Origin of the sequence: Bhargavaea ullalensis (assembly GCF_042432615.1) — a bacterium.
GTDB classification, from domain to species: domain Bacteria; phylum Bacillota; class Bacilli; order Bacillales_A; family Planococcaceae; genus Bhargavaea; species Bhargavaea ullalensis.
Genome location: NZ_JBHLWY010000040.1, coordinates 66,558 through 88,801, shown reverse-complemented (window position 1 = coordinate 88,801; position 22,244 = coordinate 66,558). Strand labels below are relative to the sequence as shown.

General features: G+C 56.9%; 19 protein-coding genes. 5 read left to right on the top strand and 14 right to left on the bottom strand.

The features are described 5' to 3' along the window. Positions 1–119: 119 nt before the first annotated feature. Positions 120–1,235 (bottom strand): alanine dehydrogenase, encoded by a 1,116-nt coding sequence (gene ald, locus ACFFIY_RS09830; RefSeq protein WP_354196494.1) that lies wholly within the window; start codon positions 1,233–1,235, stop codon positions 120–122. A 220-nt stretch (positions 1,236–1,455) separates the two neighbouring features. Here ald and ACFFIY_RS09825 point away from each other — a divergent pair, with 220 nt between their 5' ends. Beyond that, a complete protein-coding gene (locus ACFFIY_RS09825) occupies positions 1,456–1,923 on the top strand; it encodes a universal stress protein (protein ID WP_354196492.1) in 468 nt (155 codons plus the stop codon). A 46-nt stretch (positions 1,924–1,969) separates the two neighbouring features. Here ACFFIY_RS09825 and ACFFIY_RS09820 read toward each other — a convergent pair whose 3' ends face one another. From ACFFIY_RS09820 to ezrA, 10 genes are all read right to left on the bottom strand, one after another. Continuing rightward, on the bottom strand, positions 1,970–2,908 hold the full coding sequence (locus ACFFIY_RS09820) for a class I SAM-dependent methyltransferase (protein ID WP_354196490.1): 939 nt from the start codon (positions 2,906–2,908) through the stop codon (positions 1,970–1,972). Positions 2,909–2,960: 52 nt separating this feature from the next. Next, the gene (gene tpx, locus ACFFIY_RS09815) at positions 2,961–3,467 is read right to left on the bottom strand and encodes a thiol peroxidase (protein WP_354196488.1); all 507 of its coding nucleotides are present in this window, start codon (positions 3,465–3,467) and stop codon (positions 2,961–2,963) included. Positions 3,468–3,495: 28 nt separating this feature from the next. Next, a complete protein-coding gene (locus ACFFIY_RS09810; protein ID WP_354196486.1) occupies positions 3,496–4,026 on the bottom strand; it encodes an RDD family protein in 531 nt (176 codons plus the stop codon). A gap of 12 nt (positions 4,027–4,038) precedes the next feature. Next, a complete protein-coding gene (gene sppA, locus ACFFIY_RS09805) occupies positions 4,039–5,046 on the bottom strand; it encodes a signal peptide peptidase SppA (protein ID WP_354196484.1) in 1,008 nt (335 codons plus the stop codon). A 59-nt stretch (positions 5,047–5,105) separates the two neighbouring features. Then, a complete protein-coding gene (gene rarD, locus ACFFIY_RS09800) occupies positions 5,106–6,017 on the bottom strand; it encodes an EamA family transporter RarD (protein ID WP_354196482.1) in 912 nt (303 codons plus the stop codon). A gap of 236 nt (positions 6,018–6,253) precedes the next feature. Then, complete coding sequence (gene mbcS, locus ACFFIY_RS09795) at positions 6,254–7,822, bottom strand: acyl-CoA synthetase MbcS (protein ID WP_354196480.1); 1,569 nt, start codon at positions 7,820–7,822, stop codon at positions 6,254–6,256. Positions 7,823–7,960: 138 nt separating this feature from the next. After that, entirely contained in the window at positions 7,961–8,170 is a 210-nt protein-coding gene (locus tag ACFFIY_RS09790) for an alpha/beta-type small acid-soluble spore protein (RefSeq protein ID WP_076758199.1), read from the bottom strand. An 82-nt stretch (positions 8,171–8,252) separates the two neighbouring features. Beyond that, positions 8,253–9,458, bottom strand: coding sequence for a tRNA uracil 4-sulfurtransferase ThiI (thiI, locus tag ACFFIY_RS09785; RefSeq protein WP_354196478.1), 1,206 nt, complete (start codon positions 9,456–9,458; stop codon positions 8,253–8,255). Between the two features lie 9 nt (positions 9,459–9,467). Next, positions 9,468–10,589, bottom strand: a complete 1,122-nt coding sequence (locus ACFFIY_RS09780; protein ID WP_354196476.1) for a cysteine desulfurase family protein — start codon at positions 10,587–10,589, stop codon at positions 9,468–9,470. A gap of 75 nt (positions 10,590–10,664) precedes the next feature. Further along, complete coding sequence (gene ezrA / locus ACFFIY_RS09775) at positions 10,665–12,362, bottom strand: septation ring formation regulator EzrA (protein ID WP_354196474.1); 1,698 nt, start codon at positions 12,360–12,362, stop codon at positions 10,665–10,667. 150 nt (positions 12,363–12,512) lie between these two features. On the opposite strand from ezrA, the gene msrC reads away from it, so the two are divergent. Then, positions 12,513–13,001, top strand: coding sequence for a free L-methionine (R)-S-oxide reductase MsrC (gene msrC, locus ACFFIY_RS09770; protein ID WP_354196472.1), 489 nt, complete (start codon positions 12,513–12,515; stop codon positions 12,999–13,001). Between the two features lie 67 nt (positions 13,002–13,068). On the opposite strand, the gene ACFFIY_RS09765 is transcribed toward msrC, so the two are convergent. Next, positions 13,069–14,292: a trans-sulfuration enzyme family protein gene (locus ACFFIY_RS09765; protein ID WP_376837249.1), complete on the bottom strand. Its 1,224-nt coding sequence runs from the start codon at positions 14,290–14,292 to the stop codon at positions 13,069–13,071. A 322-nt stretch (positions 14,293–14,614) separates the two neighbouring features. Here ACFFIY_RS09765 and rpsD point away from each other — a divergent pair, with 322 nt between their 5' ends. Both rpsD and ACFFIY_RS09755 read left to right on the top strand, forming a co-directional pair. Beyond that, a complete protein-coding gene (gene rpsD / locus ACFFIY_RS09760; RefSeq protein ID WP_354196468.1) occupies positions 14,615–15,217 on the top strand; it encodes a 30S ribosomal protein S4 in 603 nt (200 codons plus the stop codon). Between the two features lie 81 nt (positions 15,218–15,298). Beyond that, positions 15,299–16,114 (top strand): cobalamin-binding protein, encoded by an 816-nt coding sequence (locus tag ACFFIY_RS09755; RefSeq protein WP_354196466.1) that lies wholly within the window; start codon positions 15,299–15,301, stop codon positions 16,112–16,114. Between the two features lie 92 nt (positions 16,115–16,206). Here ACFFIY_RS09755 and ACFFIY_RS09750 read toward each other — a convergent pair whose 3' ends face one another. Further along, positions 16,207–17,385, bottom strand: a complete 1,179-nt coding sequence (locus ACFFIY_RS09750) for an alanyl-tRNA editing protein (protein WP_354196464.1) — start codon at positions 17,383–17,385, stop codon at positions 16,207–16,209. Between the two features lie 34 nt (positions 17,386–17,419). Next, on the bottom strand, positions 17,420–18,685 hold the full coding sequence (tyrS, locus tag ACFFIY_RS09745) for a tyrosine--tRNA ligase (protein WP_354196462.1): 1,266 nt from the start codon (positions 18,683–18,685) through the stop codon (positions 17,420–17,422). 359 nt (positions 18,686–19,044) lie between these two features. Between tyrS and ACFFIY_RS09740 the strand changes: the two genes are divergently transcribed. Next, positions 19,045–22,083, top strand: coding sequence for a transglycosylase domain-containing protein (locus ACFFIY_RS09740; RefSeq protein WP_354196460.1), 3,039 nt, complete (start codon positions 19,045–19,047; stop codon positions 22,081–22,083). The last annotated feature ends 161 nt before the right edge of the window (positions 22,084–22,244 follow it).

Here is a 22,244-nt window from a genome sequence, read left to right as displayed (position 1 = left end):
AACTGTTACTTCTGCCTTCACAGCTCGGGACTTGCACCCTATAGACTGCGCCCATGCTGGGCGCACATCGAAAAGCCCGCAGGGAAGGATATCCTTCCCCGCGGGCTTTCTTATTTTGGTCAGCCAAGAAGCGTTTCGACCGGCACGTATTCGCGTTTTTGATCTTCTGCGACGGCCTGGTAGGTGACATGGCCTTCCAGCGTATTGAAGCCTTTGCGGAGCGCTTCATTATCAAGAGCGGCCTGCTTCCAGCCTTTGTTTGCGATCTGGAGTGCGTAAGGGACCGTCACGTTCGTGAGCGCCATCGTGGATGTGCGCGGGACGGCGCCCGGCATGTTCGCGACGGCGTAATGGACGACGCCGTGCTTTTCGTATGTCGGATCATCGTGCGTCGTGATCCTGTCACTCGTCTCGAAGATGCCGCCCTGGTCGATCGCGATGTCGACGAGCACAGAGCCAGGCTGCATCGACTTCACCATTTCTTCCGTGACGAGTTTCGGTGCCTTCGCACCCGGAATCAAAACTGCACCGACGACGAGGTCCGAATCCTTCACCGATTCCGCAATGTTGAACGGGTTCGACATAAGCGTTTCGATGTCGTTGCCGAACTGGTCGTCAAGCTGGCGGAGCCGCTCGGGGCTCAGGTCGATGACCGTCACGCGAGCGCCCATGCCGACTGCAACGCGTGCGGCGTTCGCGCCGGCCATGCCGCCGCCGATGACGGTGACTTTGCCGCGGCCGACGCCCGGCACGCCGGAGAGCAAGATTCCTTTTCCGCCGTGGTTGCGCTCAAGGAATGTGGCGCCGATCTGCGTCGCCATGCGGCCTGCGACTTCGCTCATCGGCGAAAGGAGCGGCAGCGAACGGTTCGGCAGCTGGACGGTTTCATAGGCGATGCCGACCACTTTATGTTCCAGCAGGGCAGCCGTCAATTCTTCTTCCGGAGCAAGATGCAGGTATGTGAACAGGATGAGCCCTTCACGGAAATGGCGATACTCTTCCGGCAGCGGCTCCTTCACTTTCATGACCATCTCGGCAGCCCACGCTTCTTCCGCCGTTTCGACGATGACGGCACCCGCTTCGCGGTAATCCGCGTCAGTGAATCCGGAACCTTTACCGGCTCCTTTCTCAATCAGAACTTCATGTCCGGCCAGTTCCAGCGTGACCACTCCGGCCGGCGTCATCGCAACGCGGTTTTCATTGTTCTTGACTTCCTTCGGTACACCGATGCGCATTCCAAAACCCTCCTACTTAAAATCCCATTGTTGCTCACCAGCGGGACGGGATGCCGCCCTCTGCTTTTGCACTTCTATTCTATCATGTTTGCCGAATGTTGAAAGCATTTCAAATACGGAATTCCTGTCACCATGTTGACAAAAACCGCCTTCCCGGATGAAGGAGTCGGCGCACCTTCTGTCGAAAAGTACAAATAAGATCCAGAAGGAGGGAAACAGGATGACACTCAACTACAAAAATATCCTGGTGGCCGTCGACGGCTCCAAAGAAGCGGAGTGGGCTTTCAAAAAGTCCGTCGGGATCGCGAAGCGCAACAACGCCACGCTGAATCTCGTCAACATCATTGATACCCGCTCGTTTGCCGCAGTGGAGGCCTATGACCGCTCCATCGCCGAGCGTGCGCAGGGCTTTGCACAGCAGCTGCTGACGGATTACCGCAATGAAGCCGAAAAAGCCGGCGTGAAAGATGTGAACATCATTATCGAATACGGCTCTCCGAAGACGATGATCCCTCGGGACGTTTCAAAGAAAGTACAGGCAGACCTGATCATCTGCGGAGCGACCGGCCTGAATGCGGTGGAACGCTTCCTCATCGGGAGCATCTCCGAAACCATCGTCCGCAGTTCAAAATGTGATGTGCTCGTTGTCCGTACGGAAGAAAAGGAAAACGCCGCAACAGAAGAATAATCCGAAAATCCGGCCTGCATCACTGCGGCCGGATTTTTTCATTCATTCAATTTGTCCGGTAGCCATTTTCCTCCGCCCAGGCATCCACCTTGGCAAAGAAACTCTCCAGTGCCTTGGCGTTCTTCATGTCCGGTGCGTTGGCGAGGAGCACTTCGGGCTTTGGCCCCTGTTCCAGATCCGGTTTTTTCAGGATGAGGATGCTTTTTGCGTGTGCCTGGGTTTTAAACAGGCCGGACGGAAGGGCAAGAACAGCCAGGATCTCGGCCTCGTCTTTCAGGAACGTATGGAGCTGGGTGGCAAACTGTGAATCAAACAGGTTGGCCGGCACGATGAAGAGGCCGTGACCGCCTTTTTTCAGGTGGCGCATCGACTGCTCGATAAACAGATGATGGGCATACGAATGGCCTTCATCCGCTTTCAGCTTGTAATCCGCCGCATTCACATCGTCCGGATAATAACCGACGGGCAGGTCGGAGATGATGAAGTCCACTGGATCGACCATCAGCGGACGGAGCGCATCCTGGTGATAGAGCGACACCGGCTGTGCAAGCAGATCCGCCGTCACCGCGGCAATCCGGATGAGGAGGTCATCGATTTCAACCGCTGATGCGGCGGTCCGTCCGTCCATGAAGTTCATGACCGTGAACAAAAGGTTTCCCGTGCCGGCAGCCGGATCGAACAGCGTCACGTAAGGACGTCCTTTCGACAGCCGGTCAGTGAAGTACCCGGCAAGCAGTCCGATGGAATCCGGCGTCATCTGGTGATGGGGCTGAGCGCTTGCCCTCATGCCTTTCAACACTGCGAGCTGCAGCGCTTTCCGGATTTCCTCTTTCGTCGCTTCACCGGTTTCCGGCTCAATCTTCCCTTCCGCCCATGCCTTTGCGGTTTCATACAGTCCCTCAAGATAGAGCAGTTCTTCCTTCTCCGAAAGCCGGGTGGCATGCCCGTCGAGGAAGGTGAAAAGAATCTCGGTGTTCGTTTCCATGTTCAGCCTCCAAATGGAGAAACCCACTCGCCCGAGTGGGTTTCTCAAATGTTTATTTCGTCAGTTTTTTCACTGCTTCAAGCGCTTTGTCATAATCCGGGTGATCCGTGCCTTCCGGAACATATTCCGCATAAGTCACTTTCCCGTCTTTGTCGATGACGAAGACACTTCTGGCAAGGAGGCGCAGCTCTTTCATGACCGTTCCGTAGGCCAGGCCGAACGACAGGTCCCGGTGATCCGAAAGCGCCACCACCTGGTCCAGCCCTTCCGTCGCTTTCCAGCGCGCCTGGGCAAACGGGAGATCGACGGAGATTGTCAGCACGGCGACATCATCGCCGAGTGCGGTCACCGATTCATTGAAACGCTTCGTCTGCGCCGAGCAGACGCCCGTGTCGATTGACGGGATAACGCTGATGAGGCGCACTTTGCCTTCTGTCTCTTTCAGCGTATACGGCTTCAGGTCATTTGTCAGCACGGTGAAATCCGGTGCCTGATCCCCGACCTGCACTTCTGTCCCGAGCAATGTCACGGGGTTTTTCTGGAATGTTACTTGTACCATGAAAACGCCTCCTTTTCATCCAAGTGTACTAAACTGCCGGGCCGTCTTGCAATCCGGACGGCTCTGCCGCCGCCGGCACCCTTTCATTCATATAGCGTTCCTCATGGATGACGAGCGTGTCCGCGATGAAATCATGGACCGCTTCCTTTTTCGGCGTGAAGCCGACAATCCAGTAAAGCACCGGCAGCGTCTTGGAAAGGAACCGGCCGATCCATTCCCTGAACAGGACCGTTCCCCAGTCAAGAGGGCCCCCGTCCCGCCGGATCACCCGGATGCCCGTCACCATCTTCCCGACCGTCTGCCCGAAGAATTTGGTCATCAGGACAAAGTAAAGGAAGAAGACGGCTGCCGTCGTGATTTGATACGGAGCGAAAATCCCCGAAGCGCCGATCTCCAGTCCGGTCGCCCGGAACAGAGGCCGGATGATCAGCATGCTGAGCGACCCGAGGACGATCAGGTCGATCAGATAAGCCCAGAAACGGATCCAGAATCCGGCGTATGCCCGGACGGCATGCCATCTGGCTTCCGGTCCGCCGTCAGTCATTCGGGAGTGTTGCATCTTCATCCCTCCTCACTTCTCACCATACAGATACATCATGCGCGGTGAATTGTAGTCTGCCAGCACCTGGCCGATGATCTGGGTCTCCAGATCTCCTTTGAACATGGACTGCATCTTGGCTCCGAAGAGCGAGCCGAAACCGGAGTCGATTCCGTACTCGAACAGTTCGGCTTTGCCGAGGTCATGGTCTTTCCGCATTGCGGCAACGGCATCTTCAAGCCGGCCCGTCTCATCGACGAGGCCCGCCTCAATCGCCTGGCGGCCGTTCATGATCCGGCCGTCTGCCCACTTCTTCACTTCGGCTTCGCTCATTCCCCGGCCGTCCTCGATGACATCCACAAACCGTTCATATGAGTCGTTCAGCATTTCCTGGAGCATCGCGCGTTCCTCACCGGTCATTTCGCGCGACGGGCTGAGGATGTCTTTGTATTTGCCGGACTTGATCGTCACAAAATCGATCCCGTGCTTGTCCGCAAACTCCCCGTAGTTGATGCTTTCCATGATGACGCCGATGGACCCGGTCATCGTCTCTTTGTGGGCGAAGATCTTGTCTGCCGGAGCCGATATGTAGTAGCCGCCGGAAGCGGCGAGCCCGCCCATGCTTACGTAGAACGGAATTTCCCGTTCCTCCTGAACTTCTACAATCTTGTCCCGGATATCAGAGGATTCCAATACTCCGCCTCCAGGCGAATCCACATAAAGGACAACCCCCTTCACCGATTTGTCATCACGGATAAAGTCCAGCTGTTCCATGAAGGCCTGGTGGTTGTATCCGGTGGCGAACAGCGGGGAGGCGGCACCGGTGTCCTGGATCACGCCTTCCACCCGGAGCAGCGCGATCCGGTCGCGCACATCCCCCTCTTCCAGGACGTATTCCATCTGTCCCTGAGAAGCACCGAACGTTTCCTCCATGACGGAGGACCAGTCTTTTGTAAACAAGGCGGATGCCATGTTGACGCCGGCTGCGACGGCAAACAGAAGAACCGCCGCACCAAGTGCCAGCCATCGTTTCATATTCATCTTTGTATCCCTCCTAATGAGTGCAGCCTTCTTTTATACGGGCCAGCCGCCAAAACGTTTCATTTTGCAGAGGCGGCCCTCATTTTCCTCATCAGCCGGAATTTAGAGGCCGTCACGAGGATAAGCCCCGACCAGATGAAGGAAAACGCAATGAGCTCGATCAGCCCGAACGGTTCTCCGTAGATGATGACTCCAAGGAACAGCATGAGCGTCGGGGCGATGTACTGCAGGAATCCGAGCAGGTAAAGCGGAATATTTTGCGCCCCCTTAGCAAACAGGACGAGCGGCACTGCCGTGGCCGCCCCCGACAAAACCAGAAGGGTGGCCGACTTGCTGCCTGAATGGAGAAATGCCGAGTCACCGCCCGCAAAGACAACGGCCAGATAAACTGCCGCGAACGGGGCGATGAATGCCGTTTCGATCGTCAACCCCCGGAGTGCATCAAGATGGATCGTCTTTTTCAGCAGGCCGTAGAACGCGAACGACATCGCCAGACCGAACGACAGCCATGGAAACTGGCCGAATGAAATCGTGATGATCAGCACGCCGGCCGCCGCCAGCAGAACCGCGACTTTTTCCGCCGCCAGCAGCCGCTCCTTCAGGAAAATGATTCCGAGCAGGATCGAGAGGAGCGGGTTGATGTAATAGCCGAGGCTCGTCTGCACGATATGTCCGTTGTTGACTGCCCATATGAATAAAAACCAGTTCCCGGAAACGAGGACGGACGCTGCGAACAGGCTCCAAAATTCTTTTTTCCTCTTCCAGAGCTCCAGGAAGTCCGCCTTCAGCTTTCCCGCCTGGCCTGTGATGAGTACGACGGCCATTGTTGTGATGAACGCCCAGAAAATCCTGTGGGCGAGGATCTCGCTGCTTGGGACATGGCCGAGCAGTTTCCAGTAGATCGGCAAAATGCCCCAGAGCAGATAAGCCGCCGCTGCCCAGATGATGCCTTGTTTTTCTTTCCCGTCCACGGGCTTCCCTTCTTTCCCATCCGGCAGTTTTTCCGTATTTCCCCGGCCGGATAAATTCTCTCTGTCAAAAACAAAAAGCAAGGACGCCGCAGCCTCGGCGGGAGAGCCGGCCGGCCGAGACCCTGCACGGCTATGGGCCGGAGGAGGCTTGGCGGTTCGCCCGCGGAAAGCAACCAGTGTCCTTGCTTTTACTTTAATTAAGTTGATCCGGCAATGGAGCGGACCCTTCAAAGAACTTACTTCGCACTTTCCCGCTTGCGCAGTTCAACTCGCATGATCTTGCCGGAAGTGGTCTTCGGCAGTTCGTCGATGAACTCGATCGCCCTCGGGTATTTATACGGAGCGGTCAGTTCCTTCACGTGGTCCTGCAGCTCCCGGACGAGTTCTCCCGAAGCTTCTTCCGGATCAACGAGCACGATGAATGCCTTGACGATATTCCCTCGGACTTCATCCGGGCTTGCCACGACCGCGCATTCTTTCACAAGCGGATGCTTCGTGAGTGCGTCCTCGACTTCAAAAGGCCCGATGGTGTAGCCGGACGAGATGATGATGTCGTCTCCGCGTCCTTCAAACCAGAAGTATCCGTCCTCGTCTTTGCTCGCCCGATCCCCGGTCACATAATAATCGCCGCGGAACTGCATGCTCGTCCGCTCCGGATCTTTCAGGTATTCCTTGAACAATGCCGGCGTCTCCACGTGGACGGCGATGTCTCCCGGAACGCCCGGCTCGCACGGCTCGCCGAATTCGTCGATGATTTCCACCCGGTTGCCCGGCGTCGGCTTGCCCATCGATCCGGGTCGGGCTTCCATCCCCTTCATCGTCCCGACGAGAAGCGTATTTTCCGTCTGCCCGTATCCGTCCCGCACTTCAAGGCCGGCTTCGCGGGCAAATTTCTCGATCACTTCCACGTTGAGCGGCTCCCCTGCCGACACGGCGCTGTGCAGCGAAGAAAGGTCATATTCACCGAGACTGCCGGTTTTGGCCATGAGACGATATTCCGTCGGCGTGCAGCAAAGAACATTCACCCGGTATTTGCCGATCAGCTCCAGGTACTTCTCCGGATCAAACCGTCCGTTAAAGACAAAGCCGGTCGAACCGCTGCCGAGTGTCGCGAGGAACGGTGACCAGATCCATTTCTGCCAGCCCGGACTCGCAGTTGCCCATACCGTATCGCCGTCCTCGATGCCGAGCCAATTTGCCGCGGTCGTCCGCAGATGGGCAAAGCCCCAGCCGTGTGTATGGACGACGCCCTTCGGCTTTCCGGTCGTGCCGGACGTGTAGGAAAGAAAAGCCATGTCCCCGCTTTTCGTGTCGGCAGCTTGAAAATCCGTTGAAGCCTGATTCATTTCTTCCAGAAGCGGGATACCCCCAGCTGCTTTTTCCCCGACGATGAACAAGCTGACACCGTCCATATTGGTCACGTCTCTGAATTGTTCCGCAAAAGGCGCATAGGCAATGATTGCTTTCGCTCCGCTGTGCTCAAGTCGATATTCGATGTCTGACGCCCGAAGCATTTCGGAACTCGGAATGACGACAATGCCGGCCTTCAGCGCCGCCACGTAAGTCACATAAGCTTCCACGAGCCGGGGCATCATGATCAGGACGGTATCACCCTTGCCGAGACCGTGCGATGCAAGCACATTGGCGCAGCGGTTTGCAAGAACCATCAATTCCGCATATGTAATCTCCTGCTCTGTTTCCCCGTCAGTCCAGATCAGGGCTTTCCGGTTTTCATCGGCTGCATACTTCTCGAATTCCGAAGAAAGATTGTATTTTTCCGGTGCCAGCAGATCTTCCCGTTTCATGCAATCACCCCTTTTTATGATCGTTTTCATTATACGCCTTCAAGTGGCTCTTTTCAAAATAGAAATTCAATTCCAAAGCTGGCGGTTTCCTCGGGAAACATAGAAAGACCGCCCTGCAAGAGGGCGGTCCCGGATTTGTTACTGGTTCGTGCCTTTCATTTGTTGCTGTGCCATCGAAACCAAACGCTTTGTGATTTCTCCGCCAACGGATCCGTTGGCACGCGATGTTGCGTCGGCACCGAGCTGAACACCAAATTCCTGGGCGATTTCGTACTTCATCTGATCGAGGGCCTGGCGCACGCCCGGTACGAGCAGCTGGTTGGAGTTGTTGCTGTTGTTGCTTGCCATGATTGTTCACCTCCTTGTGCACATAGAATGTGCGGGTCGGCAAAAATCATGCAAAACGGCTTATGGAAATTTGTTCATAAAATCAAAGCAGGCCTGCGAACGGATCCTCTTTCTGATTGAGCGGAAGTTCAATGATCTCCCGCCCGGCGACGGCGCGGTCGATCATCGGGCCGAAGTCTGCATTGCCTTCATAATAAATGACTTTCTCCGTTTTCGGCTTTGTGGCCGGATGGGACGGCGTAAAGATGGTGCAGCAGTCCTCGAACGGACGAATCGATGTTTCGTATGTGCCGATATTCTCGGCCACCGAGATGATGTCCAGTTTGTCCAAAGCGATGAGAGGGCGGAGGACCGGCGTGTTCGTCACTTCATTGATTGCGCTCAGGCTGTCGAGAGTCTGGCTGGCTACCTGGCCGAGGCTTTCGCCGGTAACGATCGCTTTTGCCCCGATTTCCTCCCGGACGAGATCCGTGATTTTCATCATCAGACGCCGCGTTGTTGTCATCGTCAGCGCGGACGGCATCGTATCCTGGATCGCCTGCTGGATCTCGGTGAAGTGGATCGTATGCATGCGGACGCGTGTGCCGAAGCGGCTCAAACGTTCCGCCAGTTCCACGACTTTCTGTTTTGACTGTTCGCTCGTGAACGGCGGACTGTGGAAATGAATGACGTCGAGCTTCAGGCCGCGCTTCATCATCATGTATCCGGCAACCGGGCTGTCGATCCCGCCCGAGAGCATGAGCAATGCATGGCCGTTGGATCCCGCAGGCAGGCCGCCCGCGCCCCGGATCGTCTCGGTGGAAAGATAGGCGCCGTCTTCCCGGATGTCGACCAGCAGCTTGATGTCTGGGTTCTTCATCTTGACGGTGAGTTCGGGGTAAAGCGGAAGCAGGTGCCCGCCGAGCTCTTGCTGGATGTCGTTCGTCTTCAGCGGAAATGTCTTGTCCGCACGTCGCGCTTCAACCTTGAATGTCCTGCCTTCCCTGTCCGTCCCGGCGAGGATGCCCGCGGCGGTCTCCTTGATCACTTCGATGTCGGCTTTGCAGTGGACGGCGGGACTGAACGACTGGATGCCGAACACTTCCGGCAGGCGCCGGATCGCTTCTTCCATTTCACCCGGATCATCGGCAAACAGGAACATCCGGTCATGTTCGGACTTCACTTTCACCGAGTCCAGGTCTTTCATTATTTTCCGGATGTTGTCACGCAGCTTCCGGATGAAGAAATTTCGGTTTTTCCCCTTCAGGGAAAGTTCTCCGTATCGGATGAGGATTTCTTTGTATGTCATGATTGCGGCTCAAACCCTTTCTATGGTTTCCATGAATCCGGCAAATACTTCTTTGAACCGGGTGATTTCTTCAAGCTTGTTTTGTCGCCCGAAACTGAGCCGGATGACTCCGTGCCGGAAGTCTTCTCTCAATTTCATCGCTTGGAGAACATGGCTTTCCCTGCGGCTTCTGGACGAGCAGGCGCTTGAGGTGGACACATAGATCCCGTGCTCCTGGAGCGCATTCACCGCCACTTCCCCGCGGATTCCGCGGACCGCGACAGACAAAATATGCGGGGCCGTGTCCGTACCGCCGATCACGCGGATCTTTTCAAAGTTTCCGAAGAACCGGATGAGCTCATCGCGCCATTCCCTGTAAGGTGTCCGGTCCATCGATTCGTGCGCCAGCCGCATCGCCTTGGCCAGAGCGGCCGCATGCGCCACAGGCACTGTCCCGCTCCGGAGACCGCCCTGCTGGCCTCCGCCGAACAGATAAGGCAGGATGTGAATGTTCTTTTTCAGGATGAGCGCCCCCGAACCTTTCAATCCGTGAAACTTATGGGCGGACAACGAAATGGCGTCCGGCCCGGCCGGTATCGGCAGCTTGCCGAAACTCTGCACGATGTCGGAATGGAAAACGGCACGGGGCGAAGCCTGACGGATCAGACGGCCGGCCTGCTCGAGCGGCTGGACGGCTCCGGTTTCGTTGTTCACATGCATGACGGACACGACGATGGTGTCCGCGGTCAACTTCTCTTCCAGGTCTGAAAGGTCCAATACACCGTCCGGACCCGCAGCGACCGTCACGACGTCAAAGCCTTCACAACGCAGCCGGTCCGCCGTGTTCAAGACCGACGGGTGCTCGACTGAGGACATGAGGATCTTCTTCCCGTGGCCGGCATTCGCCCGCGCCAAGCCGAAAAGTGCCTGGTTGTTCGCTTCGGTTCCGCCTGACGTGAAAACAACCGTCCCGTCCCGCATTCCTGCGAGCTCCGCCACTTGCATGCGCGACCGCTCAAGCAGCCGGTCCGCCTCGATTCCAAGCCCGTGGAGGGAGGAAGGGTTGGCGAAAAAAGAAGCCGAAGCGGCAGAAAATGTCCGGATTACCTCGGAATCGGGCTGTGTGGTGGCGCTATTGTCAAAATAAATCATCAGTTCTGCTCCCTTTCCGAACGAAAGCCACCTTCACAAGCGTGAGGTGGCCGGTTCCCGGTATTATTATGTACGTCAGACTTCCTCTTTGACAAGTACTTCGATCTTCCGGATGGCACCCGGTTCCACGGATTCCACGGCAGCAGCCGCATCCTCGAGCGCTTTGCCGTAGCGGCACTGGTTGAATGCTTCCTCGGCTTCCGCCAACTGGTCATTGACCGCCGGGTTCGTTGCCCGGTACCGGTTTCCATATTGGATCAGCCGCTCGATGAGTTCGACATTTTCCAGCATCTCGATTGCCTTTTCCTCGACTTCGCGGACGCACTGTCCCGCCTTTTCGAGGTTGGCGTTGACGAGCGCCACGTTAAGCGGCAGGTCCTGGAGGTTTCGCGTCACAACAAACAGCTGCTCTTCCGCTTCTTCCAGGCGGGCATCCATCTCCTCGGGGATCCCCGGAGTGTTCGCCCGGTACAGGCGGCGGTCGGTGTTCTGGAGAATGCGCACCAGCTCATCCAGCTGTTCCCGCGCCTTCACTTCATCGACACGCAGCCGCTTCAGCCGCTCCGCATAATCGCCCTGCTCCTGCATGAGCGATTCGCTTTCCGCTGCGATTGCCTGCAGTTCTTCCTGAAGGATCGAATAAGCGGACTGCCCCTGTTCAATGCGGTCCGACAGCAGCATGAACTGCTTCTCCAGTTTCTGGAGCTGTTCAAGTGCCGCATCCGGAACGGCCGCATCCTGGTCGGACAACCGGTAGTTCTGCTGTACAAACCGGGCTTCGTCCGCTGTGTTTCGGGTGAAATCACCGAGATCCGCCAGGCGTTCCCCGACCGGAATTTCGTTTTCTTCTACATATTTGCGCGCATAAACCTCGGCTTCCAGCTGGTCATAGAAGCCATTGATCTCTTCGTTGATGGCGCCGATCCGTTCCTTCACTTCATCGGCTTCAAGGATTTCCAGCTTCGCCTTCAAGACTTCCAGCTCATCTTCCATGCCGCTCAGCCGACTGTCGATGCGGAGGTGTCCGAGATAATAGTGCTGCTCTTCCATCTCACGGATGCCCGACTTCAGTTCGCGGATGGCCTGCGGGATCTTCGACTGGATTTCGGACAGCAGCACGGGAACGTCTTCAATGAGGCGGAACGTGCTGCGGGCCTCAGATGACAGTCCGAGCACCGCTTCCCTGGCCTTCAGGTAATTGCCGGATGCGGTCAGTTCGTCGTACTCCTCAAGCTTCGGATGAATCTGCCCCAGACGTTCCTCAAGCGGTCCGACGGCATTGCCGAACGAATGCTGATGGGCCAGCAGGTTTTTGCGTGCGGCCTTGAACTGCTCGTTCAGCCCTTCCATCTCCGTCCGGTTCGCTTCTTCGCTTCCGATCAGTTCGGCAAGTTCATCGAGGATCCGGTTCATTTCTTTGTCGCAGAAGGCGATCTTTTCCTTGATGTCCTCCTCGATCTTCGTGGCTTTGCCGAAGCGGAGCCGGTCGACGGCCTCTTCCGCATCAAACAGCAGGTTGTCGATGGCCGGCATATGGACATCCATCACTTCTGTCCAGCTGCCGCGCCACTTTTCGAACCGTTCCTCCGTCTCGCCGTTCATGTTGAGCTGCTTGACCTTCGTCAACTCCTCCAGAATCGGCTTGTGCTGGATCTGCATCTTTTCGACTTCGAGTTTTTCTATGATTGCTGTATGCTTTCGCCGGATGATAAAGGCGATGGTGATCAATGCAATGAGTACGATGATCCCGATGATGAGATACTTCAAGGTCATCCCCCTGTTCCAAAATCTCTATGAACGCTGTATTATCACTAATAGTACCATGTTTCTTTTGATTATGCCGTTCAAATTCGCAAGAACCCTCAATTTTCGTCACGGTTCATCAACAAGCGCCGGAATTCCGGCAGAAGGAGCGAATCATTCATGTTTACATCCCTTGGCTACGAAGGCACCCTGCAGGAAAAATACGATCAGCTGTCCAGGCAGCTGGATGCCCTTCTGGAAGGCGAGCCGAACGAAACGGCCAATCTCGCAAACGCCTCCGCCCTGCTGAATCAATTCATGGAGCGGATCAACTGGGCCGGATTTTATTTGATGGACGGAGAAGATGAGCTCGTCCTCGGCCCGTTCCAGGGACTTCCGGCATGTGTCCGGATCCCGCTCGGCAAAGGCGTTTGCGGTACGGCGGCGAAAGAGCAAAAAACGCAGCTCGTCGACGATGTCTTCGCCTTCCCCGGCCATATCGCCTGTGACGCAGCATCGCGCTCGGAAGTCGTCGTCCCGATTGTCGTGCAAGGCCGGCTGATCGGCGTGCTGGACATTGACAGCCCGGAAAAATCCCGTTTCACGAAAGAGGACGCGGAAGGGCTTGAAAAGTTCGTCGGCATCCTCGCCAAACACCTCGGCAACTGAACAGCGGACATCCGTCCATGACAAAACCGCCTTCTTTAAGAGAAAGGCGGTTTTTGTGCCTCCTGATTCACTCTCCGGCAGTCGCGGCCGTCTTCGCCCGCATGGCGGCGAACGCATTTCGCAAGTCCTCGACGAGGTCATCGGGATGCTCCAGGCCGGCCGAGAACCGGAGCAGGCCGTCCGTGATGCCCATCGCGGCCCGGTCATCCCCGGGAACTCCGGAATGGGTCATCGTCGCCGGATGCTGGATAAGCGATTCGGCGTCACCGAGACTTACGGCGATTTTGATGAGGGAAAGCCGGTCCATGAATTGCTGGGCTTCCGCAAGCCCGCCGTCGATCGTGAAAGACAGAATCCCGCCGCCGGCACTCATCTGGCGCCTGGCGATCGGTGCCTGCGGATTGTCCGCATCAAACGGGTAATGGACTTCCCTGACCATCGGCTCCGTCTTCAGATAGTCGATCACCCGCCCGGCATTTGCCGTGTGGCGCTCCATCCGGACGGCAAGCGTCTTCAGCCCGCGCAGCAGGAGCCACGCATCGAACGGCGACATGATCCCCCCGTAGTCTTTCTGGATCGTCATGCGCAGATCGGCGATTTTGTCCGCATCCGATCCGGTCAGGAGGCCCGCGATGACATCCCCGTGGCCGTTGATATATTTCGTCGCGCTGTGGAGCACGAAGTCCGCACCGATTTCAAGCGGGTTCTGGATGTACGGAGAAGAAAATGTGTTGTCGACGATGACCGTCAGATTATGCCGACGCGCGACATTGACGGCCGCCTGCAGATCGGCGATCTCCATCGTCGGATTGATCGGCGTCTCGATGTAAATGACGGTCGTCTCCGGCTTCACCGCCGCCTCGATCTCTTCTTCGTTCCACATGCGGATCAGGTCATGGGTGATCCGGTATTTCTCCTCCATGATGTGGAGCAGCCCGAACGTGCAGCCATAGATGCCCCGAGTGGCCAGGATATGGTCACCCGCTTTGGTCGCGTAGGTCAGGATCGCACTGACGGCCGCCATCCCCGAACCGAACGCAAGCGAACCCGCTCCTTTTTCCAGTGCCGTGATCCGGTCCTCGAGCGCACGCACCGTCGGATTCGTCAGCCTCGAATAGATATTGCCCTCCTGCTCCCCCGCGAATCTTGCCGCCCCCGTTGCGGCATCGGGAAACACGTAGGTGGACGTCTGATACAGCGGCATGGCAAGACTGTCGTGATGCTCATGGGGGGCGTGGCCGGTGTGGATGGTCAGTGTATCCCGGTGGACTTTTTTCTGATCCAATGTCATCTCTCCTTTTAAACCCTATTCAGCATTTTCTGCCTTTTCTATCATTGTATCTTTCTTTCTCCGAAAAGGGAACCTGTCCGCCCGGCGATTTCTCCTTGACTCGGGACGCCCGCCGGGTTATGATAGTCGTTGTGTAAAATAAACGCAGCAGTTGTGTGAGCAAGGACGTTCATTTCATCCCTTCGCAGGCATGCTTGCGAACGGTGCATCGCGTAACCCCCGGCTGCTGGGGCGAAGGTGCAAGATGATGAAATGTCGCCGTGCTTGAACGCATCTGGTTTTTATTTTACTCAAAATAAAACCAACAGAGGAGGAGTCATTCATGGCTCGCTACACAGGTCCTTCCTGGAAACTCTCCCGCCGCCTCGGCATTTCCCTGAGCGGTACGGGCAAAGAAATCGAAAAACGTCCTTACGCTCCAGGCCCGCACGGCCCGAACCAGCGTAAAAAACAATCGGAATACGGTCTCCAGCTTCAAGAGAAGCAGAAACTCCGTCACATGTACGGTGTGAACGAGCGCCAATTCCATACAATGTTCCTCCGTGCAGGCAAAATGCCCGGCAAACACGGTGAGAACTTCATGATCATGCTCGAGCGCCGCCTCGACAACGTCGTGTACCGCATGGGCCTTGCCCGCACACGCCGTCAGGCCCGCCAGCTCGTCAACCACGGCCACGTCATGGTTGACGGCAAGCGCGTGGACATCCCGTCTTACCTCGTCTCCCCAGGCCAGGAAATCTCGCTCCGCGAGCGTTCCCAGAACCTGACGACTGTCAACGAATCCATCGAAGTGACAAACTTCGTGCCGGACTACGTGACATTCGATGCGGAAGCGAAAAAAGGCACATTCGTCCGCCTTCCGGAACGCAGTGAACTCGCTGCCGAAATCAACGAAGCACTCATCGTTGAATACTACAGCCGGTGATCATCAAAAAAGAGAGCCCTTGCGGCTCTCTTTTTTCGTGCGCTGTTTTGATACAATGGAACCGACGAACGGAGGGATCGCATGAAACTTGTTTCAATCTGCCCAAGCAACACGGAGTTGGCTGCCTATCTCGGACTGTCCGGGCATCTCGTCGGAGTGGATGATTTTTCCGACTGGCCCGCAGCCGTGCAGGATCTTCCGAGGCTCGGTCCTGACCTTTCCATCAATATGGACAAGCTCGAATCGCTGGAACCGGACCTCGTCCTCGCATCGCTCAGCGTGCCGGGGATGGAGCGCAATGTGGAGGAGCTGAAAAAACGCTCCATCCCCCATCTCGTTTTGGATCCGCAAAGCCTGGAGGATATCGCGGCGGATTTGATCACCGTCGGCGGGGCATGCGGGATCCCGGAAGAGGCGGAGCGGGTTTCAGCGGAATACCGTCGGTTCATCGAAGAGATGGCGGACCGGTCCTCGAGGGTGCCCGCCCGTCCTTCCCTTTACTGGGAATGGTGGCCGAAGCCGGTGTTCACGCCGGGCTCTGTCAACTGGCTCACCGAAGTGAGCCGGATTGCCGGCGGCCGGAATCTGTTTGAGGACGTGGAGCTGGCAAGCGTCCAGACCGACTGGGAAGACGTCCGGCTTCGAAACCCCGACCGCATCCTCCTCGCCTGGGTCGGCGTCAGGACGGAAAAAATCCGGCCGGAGCTGCTTGATAAGCGGCCGGGCTGGAACGGGCTTCAGGCGATGCGGGAAGGGCTTGTCGATGTGATGGAGGAATCCCTTTACTGCCGTCCTTCCCCGAGGCTTCTGGAGGGGGCCTGGAAACTCGGCCGGCTCCTGCATCCCGGTCTTTACGGTGACCTGGAGCTGCCGGACTGGGTTGGCCGGGAATCCTGAATTCAGTACGGTTGCATGAATATCGGTAATCTGGGACTCGCACACACAAAAACCCCGCCGCACAACCTCAGTGCAGCGGGGTTCTTCATTTCTTATCGCAAAGCCGCTTCCATGACGGACAGCACTTGTTCTGCATGAAGCACGGTTTCCCCGCCGCCCTGCACGAATGCATCGTTGCCGCCGCCTTTTCCTCCGATTGCGTTCAACGCGGCGTCCCCCGCTTTTTTCATCGAGGCCTGTACGCCGTTTCCGCGCGCCGCCACAAACTGCAGCTTGTCCCCGTTTCGCGCGGCAAGCAGGATGACCGCTTCCCCGCGTCCGGCAGCCGACCGGGCAAGCTTCTGCAGTTCGGCGATGGACCGGTCTTCAAACGCCGCCTTCACGATGCCGTCTTCCGCGCCGGCGAGCAGTTCGCCCGCTTCAAAGCCGAGCAGTTCTTCCTTCATTTCCGCTTGCTTTTTTTCAAGCGCCCGGTTCGCCTCCAGCAGTTTCCGGATGGCATCCGCCGCCTGCTCCTCCGGTGCGCTCAGCAGGCCGACCGCTTCTTTGAGGATTCCGTTCTTTTTCCCGAGCTGGTCCAGAACACGTTGCCCGCAAACAAAATGGACGCGCGTCTTCTGCTTGTGCCGCTCCGTGCCGAGGATTTTGATCGACCCGACTTCCCCCGTCGAGCGCGGATGAGTTCCGCCGCATCCGTTGTAGTCGAACTCCGGGATGATGACGAGCCGGATTTCTCCGTTGACCGCCAGTTCTTTGCGAAGCTTCGAACGGTCCAGTTCCGCTTCGGTCACCCATTTCGTTTCGATCGGGCGGTTTTGCAGGATGATTTCATTCGCCCGCTCCTCGGCCGCCCGGAGCTGTTCTTCGATCACGGAATCCGAGTCCAGGTCAATCGAGACGATTTCCGCGCCAAGATGAAAGCTGACCGTTGCATAGCCTGCCGTTTCGACGAATGCCGCGGTGAGGATATGCTGCCCGGCGTGCTGCTGCATATGATCGAACCGGCGCGCCCAGTCGATCTTTCCCGATGCGACAAATGCATGGAGCGGCGCTTCCAGATAGTGGCGGACTTCCCCTTCGACTTCCTCGACGTCCACGACTCGGACGCCGTTCAGCTTGCCGGCATCATGCGGCTGGCCGCCCCCGGTCGGAAAAAACACCGTATTTTCGAGCACTGCATACGGCCGTCCGCCTTCCTCCCCCTCCCGGATCACATTCGTCTTGAACGTCGTCCGGTAAGGATCTTCGTAATAAAACCGATCTTTCAGCATCTCTCTTCCTCCCCCATACGCGAGTGCACCCGAATCAGCTGAACTTCACCATCGTGTATTTCTTCTTGCCCCGCCGGATGATTGTGAACGCATCGTCAAGCCGGTCCCCGGCGCCGACGGTATGTTCCAGGTTCGTCATGCGCTCGCCGTTGATCGAGATGGCGCCGTTCGTGACGTCTTCACGCGCCTGCCGCTTGGAAGAAGAAATCTTCGCTTCCACAAGCAGGTCGACGATGTTTTTGTCTTCCTTCGCCGATTCAAATGTCGGAACATCCTTGAACGCGTCCTTCATTTCCGAAACAGACAACGCCTTCAGGTCGCCGCTGAACAGCGCCTGCGTGATCCGCTGCGCCTGGTCAAGCGCCTCCTGGCCGTGGATGAGCCGAGTCATTTCTTCGGCAAGCGTCTTCTGGGCTTTGCGCAGATGCGGTTCGTTTTCGACCGCCTCAGCCAGTTCGCCGATTTCTTCACGGCCGAGGAACGTGAAGATTTTGAGGTATTTCACCACGTCCGCATCAGCCGTGTTGATCCAGAACTGATAAAACTCATAAGGCGACGTCTTTTCAGGATCAAGCCAGACTGCGCCGCCCGCCGTCTTGCCGAATTTCGTGCCGTCCGCCTTCGTGATGAGCGGAATCGTGATGCCGAATGCCTTCGTTTCCTCATCGTGGGTTTTCCGGATGATCTCAAGGCCTGTCGTGATGTTGCCCCACTGATCGGATCCGCCGACCTGCACCCGGCAGCCGTAGTGGTTATAAAGATGGTTGAAGTCCGCACCCTGGATGAGCATGTATGAGAACTCGGTGAACGAGATGCCGGTCTCCAGGCGTGAAGAGACGTTCTCTTTTGCCAGCATGTAGTTCACGCTGAGCAGTTTCCCGTAATCGCGCAGGAAGTCGATCGCGCTCATTTCTCCGAACCAGTCTTTGTTGTCGACCATGACAGCCGCGTTTTCATCAGTGAAGTCAAAAATCTGCTCCAGCTGGGTGCGGATGCCGGCGATGTTGTGTGCCAGCTGTTCCTCGGACAGGAGCTGGCGCTCATCTGCCCGGAATGACGGGTCGCCGATCATGCCGGTCGCGCCGCCGACGAGGACGATCGGACGGTGGCCGTGCTGCTGGAAGCGCCGAAGGGTCAGGAACGGCACGATATGTCCGATGTGCAGGCTGTCCGCCGTCGGATCCGTCCCGCAGTACAGGGAAATCTTTTCTTCATCAAGCATCTTCGCAAGCGACGCTTCATCGGTCTGCTGGTAAAGCAAGCCGCGCCATTTCAGGTCTTCCATCAATTCATTCGTCATCTTTATCCCTCCAGACAATATAAAAAGCCCCCGCGGACCGGAAATTCCGATCCTGCAGGGGCGCCAAACTCGATCGACGCGGTACCACCCGGCTTGAGGCAAAGAAATGCCTCCACTCAAGCATGTTAACGCCATGCGGACGCCTCGCTCCGGAGCTGTAATTCGCGACGGGGCCACCGGGCAGCTTCCACCAGCCGCTGCCTCTCTGATCGTTCAGTGATCCCCGCCCTACTTCGGCTCCATCCGCGCTCGGTACGTATCGTTATCCAACATTCTAACCGTTTCGACATCATTGTCAATAGCGGATTGTCGGACCTCCCCGATATGGTATAATAAACAAGATTTTAAGGGGGGATCCTGTGGAATCGAAGAAAAATCCATTTAAATATATCGAGGAAAAGGTTGATGAGTTTCAGCATTCCAAATGGGGCAAGCGGACGAGAATCAGCTCGGGCGTCGTCTGGAACCTGCTGCTCCTCTTCCTGATCACGTTCCTCGTGCTCGGCGTGTTCGCCGGCTCGGTCGGCGCGGGGTATTTTGCTTCGCTTGTCGCGAAGGAGCCGCTCCGGACGAAGGACGAGATGCGCCAGGCGATCTTCACTTATGAAGAAACGTCCGAGCTCTACTTCGCGGACGGCATCTATCTCGGCAAAGTGAACGCGGACATCGAGCGCCGCGAAACGAAACTTTCCGAAGTGTCGCCTTTCTTGATTGATGCGGTATTCGCAACCGAAGACGAGTATTTCGGCGAGCACGGCGGGATTGTCCCGAAAGCGATTTTCCGGGGACTTTTCCAGGACGTGACGAATGCGTCCTCCCAGACCGGCGGCTCAACGCTCACACAGCAGCTGATCAAGAATCAGATTCTGACAAACGAAGTGTCCTATGAGCGCAAGGCAAAGGAGATTCTCCTCGCCATGCGCCTGGAAAAGTTCATGGACAAAAATGAAATCCTCGAGGCGTACCTGAACATCATTCCGTACGGCCGGAATGCGATGGGCCAGAACATTGCAGGAGTGGAAACCGCGGCTGAGGGCCTGTTCGGCATCAAGGCGAAGGATCTTAACCTTCCACAGGCCGCCTACATCGCGGGCCTGCCGCAGGCACCGTTCCTCTATACGCCGTTCTATGCCGGCGGCGGAGGCATGAAAGAGCCCGAGCATCTGAAGCCGGGCATCGAGCGGATGAAGACAGTCCTCTTCCGGATGAAAGAAACCGAGTACATCACGGAAGAGCAGTACAACGAAGCCGTCGTCTATGACATCACGAAGGATTTCAAGCAGCCGGAGCAGCGGGCAACCGAACGATATCCGTTCCTCACCCACGAAATCCAGCGCCGGACGGTTGAAATCCTGTCTGAAATCCTCGCCGAAAAAGACGGCATTGATCCTGCCCGACTCGAACAGGAAAAAGAACTCCGGGAGAAATACGAAATCATGGCCGACCGGGAAATGCGGAACGGCGGCTACCGGATCCATTCGACGGTGAAAAAGGACTTGTATGACGAGTTCCAGAACGTCAAGGACTCCTTCGACTTATACGGCCACACGTTTGTGGAAAAAACGATCGATCCCGAAACGAAGGAAGAAAAGGAAGAACTCAAGCCCGTACAAGTCGGCAGCATGGCGATCGAAAACGGATCGGGCCGCATCCTCGCCTTTGTCGGCGGGCGCGACCACCAGATCGAGGCGATGAATCACGCCACCCAGGCTTACCGTCAAATCGGATCATCCGTGAAGCCCCTTCTCGTGTATGGTCCGGCGATCGAATACGGCGTCATCGGGGCTGGCAGCCCGGTTCCGGATGTCTGGCTCACTTACAAAGGCTGGTCACCGAAGAACTTCCAATCATCCCGCCAATACGGCCTCGTGCCTGCCCGGGAAGCGCTCGCCAACTCCTACAACCTGGCGGCGGTCCGGCTCTTCGGTAAAATCAGGGATCAGGACCCAACCCAGTTCCTGGACAAGATGAATTACAACAGAATCCTTGATAAGGAGCGGAATGTTGTCTCGGCGCCTCTGGGGTCCTATACGGCTTCGGTCGAACAAAACACCGGCGGCTTTACAGCACTCGCAAATGGCGGCAAATTCGTCAAGCCTTACATGATTGAAAAGATTGAGGACAATGAAGGCAATGTGGTGTTCCAACAGGAATCGGAACCCGTTGAAGTATATAGCCCGCAGACGGCCTATATGGTCACAGACATGCTCCGCGATACGCCAAAGATCGGGACGGCTCAGATCATGCGCAACAACCTGAACTTCAATCTCGACATCGCCGCAAAGACCGGGACGACGACTGGCTACAAAGACGTGTGGCTTGTCGGATACAATCCGAACATCACGCTCGGCGTCTGGCTCGGCTATGACAATGAAAAGAAATATAAGCTCGATACGATGTCCAATACGTACGGACCGCCGAGCGCGCGCGTGAACAAGCTGTTCGCCCGCTTCATGAACGGCATGAACCGGGTCGAGCCCGAAATTGTCGGCGCCGGCGCGCGCTTCCAGCAGCCGGAAGGCGTTGTCTCCCGATCATTCTGCGGCATTTCGGGGCTTGCACCGTCTGCGGCCTGCTCGGCGGCCGGCCTCATCCGCTCCGACCTGTTCAATGCCAACAAGTTCGTGCCGAACAAAGCGGACGACAGCTTCGGCGGAGCGGGCGGACTGTATGTCACCGCCCAGGGCGTGCGTTACCAGGCACTTGCCTCCACGCCGAAGGAATTCGTCAAGTCAGGCGCTGCCGGCATCAGCAAGGACTTCGCGGACCGGATGCTCGCCCCGTTCGGCGGAGACCCGGCCGGATTGTTCCCGCAGAACTCTTCTCTCGGACGGAACATCGTCTCCGCCAAGAAGTATGAAGGCGTGAGCGGCGCACCGATCGCACCCGGCGCGGCACTGAGCGGATCCACGCTCACCTGGAGCCGCTCCGCTTCACCTGATGTCGTCGGTTACTATGTGTACCGCAACGGCTCGAGAATCGCCTCTGTGGCGGACGGCGGCTCGTACAGCGTGAACGCCTCCTCTCCGGGCGAGTATTACGTGGTCGCCGTCGACATCACCGGCCAGATTTCGGGCCGGTCCAACACGGTCAGCGTCCAGGCTGCAAAGCCGGAAGCGACCACTCCGGCACCGGGCGGCAGCTCCACCGACCAGGGAGGGGAAGATGCCCAGAAGCCGGACAAGAAACCGGAGAAGAAACCGGATGAAAAGCCCGAAGACAAACCGGATAAGGATACCGGCAAAAAGCCTGACGGCAACGGCAATGGAAACGGCGGCAATGAGAAGCCTCCGTCCGGTGGAAACAACGGCGGCAACGGCAACGGAAATGGCAACGGAAATGGCAACAACGGAAACAACGGAAACGACGGCTCCGAATCTCCGGACGACGGAGACTGAGCCGATAAAACCGAAACGATGGGCTGCCTCGGCGGCCCATCGTTTTTAATTCCCTCCTGAAACTTGAATTTTCCAAGGAGCGTTATCTTTATCAGACAGAGCGTTATCTTTATTCGGCAGAACGTTATCTTTTTCAGGCAAAGCGTTATCTTTATCCATCG